Origin of the sequence: Pelotomaculum sp. PtaB.Bin117 (assembly GCF_002067195.1) — a bacterium.
GTDB lineage: Bacteria > Bacillota > Desulfotomaculia > Desulfotomaculales > Pelotomaculaceae > Pelotomaculum_D > Pelotomaculum_D terephthalicicum.
The window spans coordinates 1-7,879 of record NZ_MVQM01000137.1; the positions used below are offsets into that span (position 1 = coordinate 1).

Annotated in this window: 10 protein-coding genes and 1 riboswitch; of the genes, 7 read left to right on the forward strand and 3 right to left on the reverse strand. The window is 46.6% G+C overall.

Annotated features, from left to right (window positions below; translation table 11 throughout):
- Both A4E54_RS09760 and A4E54_RS09765 read left to right on the forward strand, forming a co-directional pair.
- Positions 1 to 181, forward strand: a 181-nt coding sequence (locus A4E54_RS09760; protein ID WP_286725935.1) for a Gx transporter family protein, incomplete at its 5' end; no start/stop codon positions are given.
- A gap of 171 nt (positions 182 to 352) precedes the next feature.
- The gene (locus A4E54_RS09765; RefSeq protein WP_286725939.1) at positions 353 to 772 is read left to right on the forward strand and encodes a SoxR reducing system RseC family protein; all 420 of its coding nucleotides are present in this window, start codon (positions 353 to 355) and stop codon (positions 770 to 772) included.
- Here the strand turns inward: A4E54_RS09765 and A4E54_RS09770 are convergent.
- Positions 758 to 1,453 carry a response regulator gene (locus A4E54_RS09770; RefSeq protein ID WP_240082447.1) on the reverse strand — a complete coding sequence of 232 codons (696 nt, stop codon included), beginning with the start codon at positions 1,451 to 1,453 and terminating at the stop codon, positions 758 to 760. The two genes, A4E54_RS09765 and A4E54_RS09770, sit on opposite strands and share 15 nt — an antisense overlap.
- Positions 1,454 to 1,721: 268 nt before the next feature.
- Positions 1,722 to 2,513 carry a tRNA (N6-threonylcarbamoyladenosine(37)-N6)-methyltransferase TrmO gene (tsaA, locus tag A4E54_RS09775; protein ID WP_240082446.1) on the reverse strand — a complete coding sequence of 264 codons (792 nt, stop codon included), beginning with the start codon at positions 2,511 to 2,513 and terminating at the stop codon, positions 1,722 to 1,724.
- Positions 2,514 to 2,681: 168 nt separating this feature from the next.
- A riboswitch (molybdenum cofactor riboswitch) is annotated at positions 2,682 to 2,797 on the reverse strand.
- A 318-nt stretch (positions 2,798 to 3,115) separates the two neighbouring features.
- Here tsaA and A4E54_RS09780 point away from each other — a divergent pair.
- Complete coding sequence (locus tag A4E54_RS09780; RefSeq protein ID WP_282442289.1) at positions 3,116 to 3,238, forward strand: hypothetical protein; 123 nt, start codon at positions 3,116 to 3,118, stop codon at positions 3,236 to 3,238.
- Positions 3,239 to 3,248: 10 nt separating this feature from the next.
- On the opposite strand, the gene A4E54_RS09785 is transcribed toward A4E54_RS09780, so the two are convergent.
- A complete protein-coding gene (locus A4E54_RS09785) occupies positions 3,249 to 3,374 on the reverse strand; it encodes a hypothetical protein (RefSeq protein WP_282442288.1) in 126 nt (41 codons plus the stop codon).
- A gap of 936 nt (positions 3,375 to 4,310) precedes the next feature.
- Here A4E54_RS09785 and A4E54_RS09790 point away from each other — a divergent pair.
- From A4E54_RS09790 to A4E54_RS09805, 4 genes are all read left to right on the forward strand, one after another.
- The gene (locus tag A4E54_RS09790; protein WP_240082445.1) at positions 4,311 to 4,802 is read left to right on the forward strand and encodes an NADH-quinone oxidoreductase subunit NuoE family protein; all 492 of its coding nucleotides are present in this window, start codon (positions 4,311 to 4,313) and stop codon (positions 4,800 to 4,802) included.
- A gap of 19 nt (positions 4,803 to 4,821) precedes the next feature.
- Positions 4,822 to 5,199: a (2Fe-2S) ferredoxin domain-containing protein gene (locus A4E54_RS09795; protein ID WP_240082444.1), complete on the forward strand. Its 378-nt coding sequence runs from the start codon at positions 4,822 to 4,824 to the stop codon at positions 5,197 to 5,199.
- Positions 5,200 to 5,227: 28 nt separating this feature from the next.
- A complete protein-coding gene (gene nuoF / locus A4E54_RS09800; RefSeq protein WP_240082443.1) occupies positions 5,228 to 6,889 on the forward strand; it encodes an NADH-quinone oxidoreductase subunit NuoF in 1,662 nt (553 codons plus the stop codon).
- Positions 6,890 to 7,879: [Fe-Fe] hydrogenase large subunit C-terminal domain-containing protein (locus A4E54_RS09805; RefSeq protein WP_286725944.1), on the forward strand; the 990-nt coding region annotated here is incomplete at its 3' end.

The following is a 7,879-nucleotide window of genomic DNA, read 5'->3' on the forward strand; positions in this document are numbered from 1 at the left end:
AAGTATGGTTGGCGCCGTGTTTCATAATATAGGCCAATTGTTTGTAGCCGGTTTGGTGGTTCATAATTTTTCTGTTTACGTTATTTTACCTGTACTCATGATATCTGCTATAATAACTGGTTACTTTGTTGGTATCGTGACAAAGCAGTTATACAAGTCCTTGGGTAATAGGATGATTTGAGCGTTGGTAATACTGAGGAGTCAGGAGTCAATCGTTTACCGCCCATATATTCTCCTGAATGCTGATTACTGCCCCTGAGAACCTGAAAATAAGCCATAAAATATTGCCTTAAATTTATTCTGACTACTGACTCCTGGATTCTGAATACTTAGAGACGGGATGGCGAGGCAAGTGAAAAAGGAAGCGGAAGGTATTATTATCACTATGGATGGCAAAATAGCGAAGGTGCGGGCGAGCAGGCACAGTGATTGTGACAGTTGCGGGGCATGTCCCGGGGACAAGGCCACGGTCATGGATGCCTACAACCGCGTTGATGCCAAGGTGGGGCAGAGGGTTATTATTCAGATATCTGAAGCGCATATGTTAAAAGCGGCCTTTGTTGTTTACATGCTGCCTCTGTTGACAACTTTTATGGGTTTCTTAATAGGTATGTGGATCTCGCATAAGTATGGATTCCCGGTGTTGTTGTGGGAGGTTGGCGCAAGTATCGCTGCTTTCGTTCTGACACTTTTATATATAAAATACTTTGACAGGTCTATGACGAAAATAAAAATGATGCCGGTTATTACGGATGTTTTATCTGAAAAGTGACCTTTCCTGGGCTTTAAAATTTCCATTTTGCTTGATAATTTTCGAAATGACTTGAGAACGGCTTTTTACGCCCATTTTACGGTAGATATTGCGGAGGTGAGCTTTTACCGTGTTCACGGCCAGGCGGGTTTTTTCTGATATTTCTTTATTTGACAACCCCTGACTTAAATGCTTGAGGATTTCATGTTCCCTCAGAGTAAAATTCCTTTTGTCATCTTTTGTTAGTGGGTGTGGCAGGTTAAAAGAATTTTGGGCTATCCGGGCGTAGTCCTTAATTAGTTGATTGATTAATACCGGGTCGATTACCGTTTTGCCGCGATAAACCTGGTTAATGCTTTCCGCAAGCTTTTCTTGTGAAGCTTGCTTTAACATATATCCGGTCGCCCCGGCTTGCAGGGAAAGCCTGACCGACTCCGCGTTTTCGAATATGGTAAGCATAATTATTTTTATTCCGGGTACAAGGGAGGTAATTTCACGAGTGGCTTCAATGCCATTCATTTTTTGCATTTTTATGTCCATGAGAATAACATCGGGAATATGGCGTGTAACGAATTCCAACGCTTCTTCAGCGTTCGAGCAGCAGCCGATAATATCGATATCCTGTCTTGGCCCCAGCATCGCGACCAGACCTTCACGGATCATTTGGTGATCATCAACAATCAGTAGTTTGATATTGGACACTGTAACACCCCCCTTGGTTGGAAAGCGGCATCGCAACCTGAATTGTCCTGTTGTATCCCAGCCGTGCTGGGATGCTATTGAAAAGTTCCCGTTGTGGAATCTCCAATGCGGCTCTTTTGTGCTCATTCCCCTGGGCGCAAATCAACTTTCCCCAAAGCTGCTTTAAAAGCTTTTCTTTTTCGGCCAAGGTGTTCATAAGCCTGGTATTCTTGAAATTGCTTTAGCGATTGCGGAAAAAATCGCCCCCTCTTTTTCATCAAATTGCTTATCAATGCCTATTTATCTTCAGAAAATCAGTATTGTCAAGGTCCAGCATTTCTTCCCGAGTTGGAGTTCTAATAAGACTTACGGCCAATTTCTTTGTGCCGTTTGTCCAGTTTACAGCGCTCTTCGTGCTCTCCAGATATGCAAATCTGGCTGGATTAGCCAGCCTGGCCCTGAACAACCCCTGAATAGTGTCTGCCAGGCAACCAGACCCTTTAACCGATACTATAAGCTCCGGGGAGTTAAGCTTGCCAAACTCATCTTCAGCTACCATTGCCATGCGCAGGGCAAGCTGCAAATCCCGGCATTCCTCCTGGTGGTGATTATAGGCTTGCTTGAAAAGTATCCGGTAGCGTATTTTTTTATCTTGCGGCATTATGTATGGAGCGCGGGGAGAAAAAATAATATCGTGCTCAAAATAGGGCTTGATGTCTACGACAGGTGAGCCATCAACGGCATCCAGGCCGCGTACATGCAAAATATTTTTCTCTACTTTTATCAACTCTACTAAAGAGAGCCCGATAGGATTCGGGCGTCCCGCCGCCCTCAGTCCGAACACACCGTACTCCGGGGCATTGGCATTCACTCTGCCCGGAACGGTCCTCAAGAGATCGCGCCGCGCTTTGTGGAACCAGGATAAAATCCACAGGTGCGAGTGCGCTTCGATTCTCAATAATCCTTGCACATATGCGGGTAAAATCTCAATAGTGGCAGTATGGCTTTGCATAGGGATTGTCTCCGGATTATTATATGAAGAATGAACAATACCCACAGGAGTAATTTGTAATGCATCCATATTATTAGCCCCCTCCCTTTTTCTATTTATGCTTTTTTCACGCGGCAGAAACTGGCAGTAAAAATTTATAAGTATTGAAAAACCCTTCCGTGTGGTGGAAAGGGTTGAATAATAAGCGGTAAAAAAACGTCTTCTTGAGAAGACGTTTTTTTTGCTAACAGACGTAACTGTCGCTGCTTATTGTCTCCTTTCCGTCAGGGAGGCATGGCCGTTTCCCGCCATACCTAGCGGCCGCTTGCCATGAGAGATATCCTTTAGGCAAAAAGGCTCGGAGTACTTTCAATTCCTAGTATTTCTTTGAAACAATTATAATCGCAGAATTAATTGCATGTCAACCAGCATTTCAGTACTGCCGAGTTTCCGTAAATTGGTGGTCCCCCCTTCTAATTGCACGAACTGGATATCCCTGCGTTCCGCAAGGCGTTTGAAGCCGCCGGCATTCCTACCTGTTCCTCGAGTTCGACGTTACTGTTCCCCTGGGGCCCTTCCGCATCCGGGTAGACGCGTTCCTGGAAATGCTGAGGCAGGAAGATCTGTTCTAGATCTTAATTAATCGCAGACGGTTATTATTTAAGAAATTTTTGTTAAATGGAGGTATGAGCATGTCAAAAGGTCAATTGTACCCGAGTGAGCCCCTGAAGACCTGGGGTCTTGCCAAACAAGCAAGGGAAGATTCGTCAATAATCAGTTTAATCATATCCATTGCCTATTTCCCCACCTTGTAAGTTTATCCGCCTACCAGGAGTGTTTAATGGCCCCTTTGCCGCATGCCGCGACACAGGGCATCGCGTCCCGCTTGCCGTCGGTCGGCAGGCACGGGGTGCAGGTATACTTGATTTTTTTCCGGTGTTCCTTTACCATTTCAATTACTTCATCCTCGTAATCGTCTTCTATGTACAGCGAAAACCGACTCCGGGCAAGCCGTCACGCAAGGCTTGTCAGCGCATTCCGCGCACATATCTGTATTGATGCTTACGGGATGTCTTGGCAGATTATCGTTATGGTGCAGGTGTCAATTAAATGGACGGGTGTCGATTATATGGACACCCGTCCATTATATGAACGTATGTTGGATTGGATGCCGCGCTTAATATGGCTGGTGGTTTTTTTTTAATTACCCTATTCGTTATTTCAGTAAGCATGTTTCCCCGGCAGTTATTACTCTATTTTATATGTGATTTATGGTAAATGGCCGATTTTAGCCGAATTTAACGGTTGAAATTTTTAGTGGCTTATCTGTGAATGTATTTATATCGCTGCGGGTTTCAATGTTGGCACATTAATTGCATATCTTAGATATTATACAATATTTTTGTATCGCGTTGGCTTTGGCGGTGAACTCCCACTTTAAGCCGGTCGGGAATCACCGCCTCTGCAGCCCCGCAGGACTGATTTTTTAGTTATTTAAAAATCCCCAGACTGATTCCCAGAACCCATAGCGACTATGCAGGCTATTCCATTATCAATATCCAACGATACTATCTATTGCAATATTTTGTAATTAGCTTTCTGCTCTGAATATATTGCATAAATTTATTTGTTATGTGAATTAATATTTATTTATTTTTTTGGCTTATTTCCACCTTATTATATGGAAAGAATCTAGGGGTTATGTATTTAAATTGCTTGACAAATTAATGAATGTTCATTTATTATTATAATAATTTAAAATCAAAGGAGTGGAGGTAGCATTGAAAGCAGTATTGTGGCAAACAAATATGACCTGATAATCAACGAGGGCTGTTAAAGATTTGATAAGAATAAAAATCGAATAGCCGAGAGCGAGGAGTGAAACAAATGGAAGCAGCAGTCACCAAGTGCCGGTGTGATCTAGATGCTGAGCTGGGAAGAGTGATTGCCCGGCATGAAGGGAAAAAGGACGATTTAATCGAGATATTGTACTGGGTGCAAAAGAATTACGGTTATGTGCCAAAAGATGTGCAGCTAATCATTGCCGACAAAATGGATGTACCCTTGAGCGCTATTAATGGAGTTATTACGTTTTACCATTTTTTTTCATCAAAGCCAAAAGGCAAGTATGAGATATCCCTCTGTAATGGCACCGCCTGTCATTTGCGGGGAGCGCCCCAAGTATTGGCGCGGTTTGAAAAAGAACTGGGGATTAAGCCGCATGATACCACCGGCGACAATATGTTTTCCCTTGGTTTAATCAGGTGTTTAGGAGCTTGTGCCGTGGCTCCGAATATTACAATCAATTCAGAGCCGCGTGCCCGGATGGAGCCGGATCTTGTCCCGGAAATCATTAATGAGCTCAAAGAAAAAGAGTAAAGATGAAAGACGGTGATTGATGATGAAACGGGTTAAGTCAGTTGATGAACTGATAAAGTTCAAAGAAGCCGCGCTGGTTAAAATCAAAGAGCGGCAGATAGGCGACAAAACAACAATTGTGGTAAATATGGGAACATGTGGTATAGCTGCCGGGGCGCGGGATGTGATGATGGCAATTATTGATGAAATAGAAAAAAGAAATATTTCCGATGTAATTATTACTCAGGCAGGCTGCGCAGGGATGTGCGAGCATGAGCCCATGCTTGAAGTAATCAAGCCATGTTCGCCCCAGGTTATTTACACTCGTTTAAACAAAGAAAAAGCCCGGCGGATCGTCATTGATCATGTTATTAACGGCAGAGTTGTTGAGGAATACGCACTGATGCAGCAAGCTTAATTGAAATTAGTGAGAGGAGGATTCCAATATGCATTATTACCGGGCACATGTTTTGGTTTGTGCGGGGTCAGTATGTGTTACCTCAGGCTGCCGCGCCGTTAAAGAAGCTATATTAGAAGGCATCACAAGACACCAGCTCGAAGAAGAAATAAAAGTTGTCGAAACCGGCTGCATGGGGTTTTGTGAACTAGGTCCGCTTGTCGTGGTATATCCCGAAGGAGTGATGTATTGCCGGGTTAAGGTTGAAGACGCGGCAGTGATCGTGAACGAGCACCTGCTTAAAGGGCGGATCGTAAAGCATTTGCTTTACCAGGATCCCAATACCAGGAAAACTGTTACATTAATGAAGGATCTCCCTTTCTTGTCCAAACAGACCAAGGTTGCCATGCGTAATGCCGGACTTATTAATCCCGAAGATATTGAGGAATATATTGCCGGTGAAGGTTATCTGGCGTTGGCCAAGGTTTTGTCAAGCATGTCACCGGAGGAAGTAATCATTGAGATGAAAAAATCCGGCTTGCGTGGCCGGGGAGGCGCTGGTTTCTTAACCGGCTTAAAGTGGGAATTTACCGCTAAAGCCCGGGGAACGCAAAAATATGTGGTATGCAACGGAGACGAAGGAGTCCCGGGAGTTTTTATGGACCGGTCAATCTTAGAAGGTGACCCGCACTCCGTTATTGAGGCGATGGCCATCGCCGGCTATGCGGTCGGAGCTGATCAGGGCTATATCTACGTCCGGGCCGAGTACCCTCTGGCGGTGGAAAAACTGCGGCATGCCATTAATCAGGCATGTGAGTTCGGGTTATTGGGAGAGAATATTTTAGGTACAGGTTTTAATTTTGAGGTAAATATCCGGGTCGGCGCCGGCGCCTTTGTTTGCGGGGAAGAAACCGCCCTGCTGGCTTCCATCGAGGGCCGCCGCGGCGAACCCAGGCCGCGGCCTCCCTTCCCGGCCAATGAAGGGCTGTGGGGTAAACCGACATTAATAAACAACGTAGAAACATTATCCAGCGTTCCCCCTATTATCTTAAAAGGCGGCGCATGGTATGCTTCTATGGGCACAGAAAAGAGCAAAGGCACAAAAGTATTCGCCCTGACCGGGAAAGTGAACAACACCGGCCTGATCGAAGTGCCGATGGGAATACCTTTGAAAGAGATCATTTTTGATATCGGTGGCGGAATACTTAACAACAAAAAATTAAAAGCAGTGCTGGCAGGTGGCCCCGTAGGCGGCTTTATTCCCGCTGAGCACCTTAATGTCAGTATGGATTACGAATCGCTGGCCGCATTAGGGACCCTTATTGGCTCCGGCAGCCTGACTGTAATAGATGAAGACACTTGTGTGGTTGACCTCGTCAAGTTCTTTGTCGAATTTTGCCATGAGGAATCTTGCGGCAAGTGTACCCCTTGCCGCATCGGGACCAAGAGGATGTTGGAAATACTCGAGCGGATTACCCGCGGCGAGGGAAAAGACGGAGATATTGAAGCACTTGAAGTGCTGTGCGACTATATTAAGAACACCGCGCTGTGCGGATTGGGACAATCTGCCCCCAATCCCGTGCTGAGTATGCTGCGCTACTTTAGGCCAGAACTCGAAGCACATGTCAGGGATAAGCACTGTCCGGCTTCAGTATGCGCGTTTCTTTTTGATTCACCCTGTCAAAACACAGCAGAAGGAGGGGTGAGATAAATGCCAATGGTTACTTTGACAATTGACGGAAAAGAAGTGCAGGTGGAACAGGGCACAACTGTTCTCGAAGCGGCCAAGAAAGTAAATATAAATATACCGACCCTATGCTATTTAAAAGATATCAATGTCGTCGGGGCCTGCCGGATCTGTGTGGTTGAAGTCAAGGGCGCCCGCACGCTGCAGGCAGCTTGTGTGACCCCGGCGGCAGAAAACATGGTTGTGCTGACCAATACCCCGGCGGTGCGCGCTTCACGCCGGATGACGCTGGAACTGATTCTTTCCAACCACCCGTTTGAGTGTCCGACCTGTGTGCGCAACAAGAATTGCGAGTTGCAGTCCCTGGCGGAAGCGTTCGGAATCCGGGAAGTCCGTTATTCGGGGGCTAATCCCGTGCACGTAATGGATGACTCCAGCGTATCTATAATTCGCGACCCCGATAAATGCATCCTGTGCCGCCGTTGCGCCTCGGTATGTGAAAAGGTGCAGACGGTAAGCGCAATCGGCCCGCAGGGGCGCGGTTTTGACACCGTTATCGCGCCGGGCGTGGACATGGTTTTAGCCGAATCCAATTGCGTAAACTGCGGCCAGTGCGTGCTGGTTTGCCCGACCGGCGCTATATACGAACGGGATCAGACTGAAGAAGTCTGGGCCGCCCTGGCCGATCCCCAAAAGCATGTCGTGGTCCAGACCGCCCCGTCGGTGCGTGTGGCTATCGGTGAAATGTTCGGTATGGAGCCCGGCAGCGTGGCGACCGGACAAATGGTTGCCGCGATCAGGAAACTCGGTTTCGATAAAGTTTTCGACACCGACTTTGCCGCCGACCTGACCATTATGGAAGAGGGCAGCGAGTTGCTTGAAAGGATTAATAACGGTGGCATCCTGCCGCAAATTACTTCCTGTAGCCCCGGCTGGGTCAAGTTCATTGAGCACTTCTACCCGACGCTGCTGCCGCATGTGTCCACATGCAAGTCGCCGCAGCAGATGTTCGGC

Coding starts and splice junctions, on each gene's coding strand:
- A4E54_RS09795 (WP_240082444.1), top strand. CDS start 4,822: ATGATGAAACGGGTTAAGTCAGTTGATGAACTGATAAAGTTCAAAGAA.
- nuoF (WP_240082443.1), top strand. CDS start 5,228: ATGCATTATTACCGGGCACATGTTTTGGTTTGTGCGGGGTCAGTATGT.
- A4E54_RS09785 (WP_282442288.1), bottom strand. CDS start 3,374: ATGGTAAAGGAACACCGGAAAAAAATCAAGTATACCTGCACCCCGTGC.
- A4E54_RS09790 (WP_240082445.1), top strand. CDS start 4,311: ATGGAAGCAGCAGTCACCAAGTGCCGGTGTGATCTAGATGCTGAGCTG.
- tsaA (WP_240082446.1), bottom strand. CDS start 2,513: ATGGATGCATTACAAATTACTCCTGTGGGTATTGTTCATTCTTCATAT.
- A4E54_RS09780 (WP_282442289.1), top strand. CDS start 3,116: ATGTCAAAAGGTCAATTGTACCCGAGTGAGCCCCTGAAGACCTGGGGT.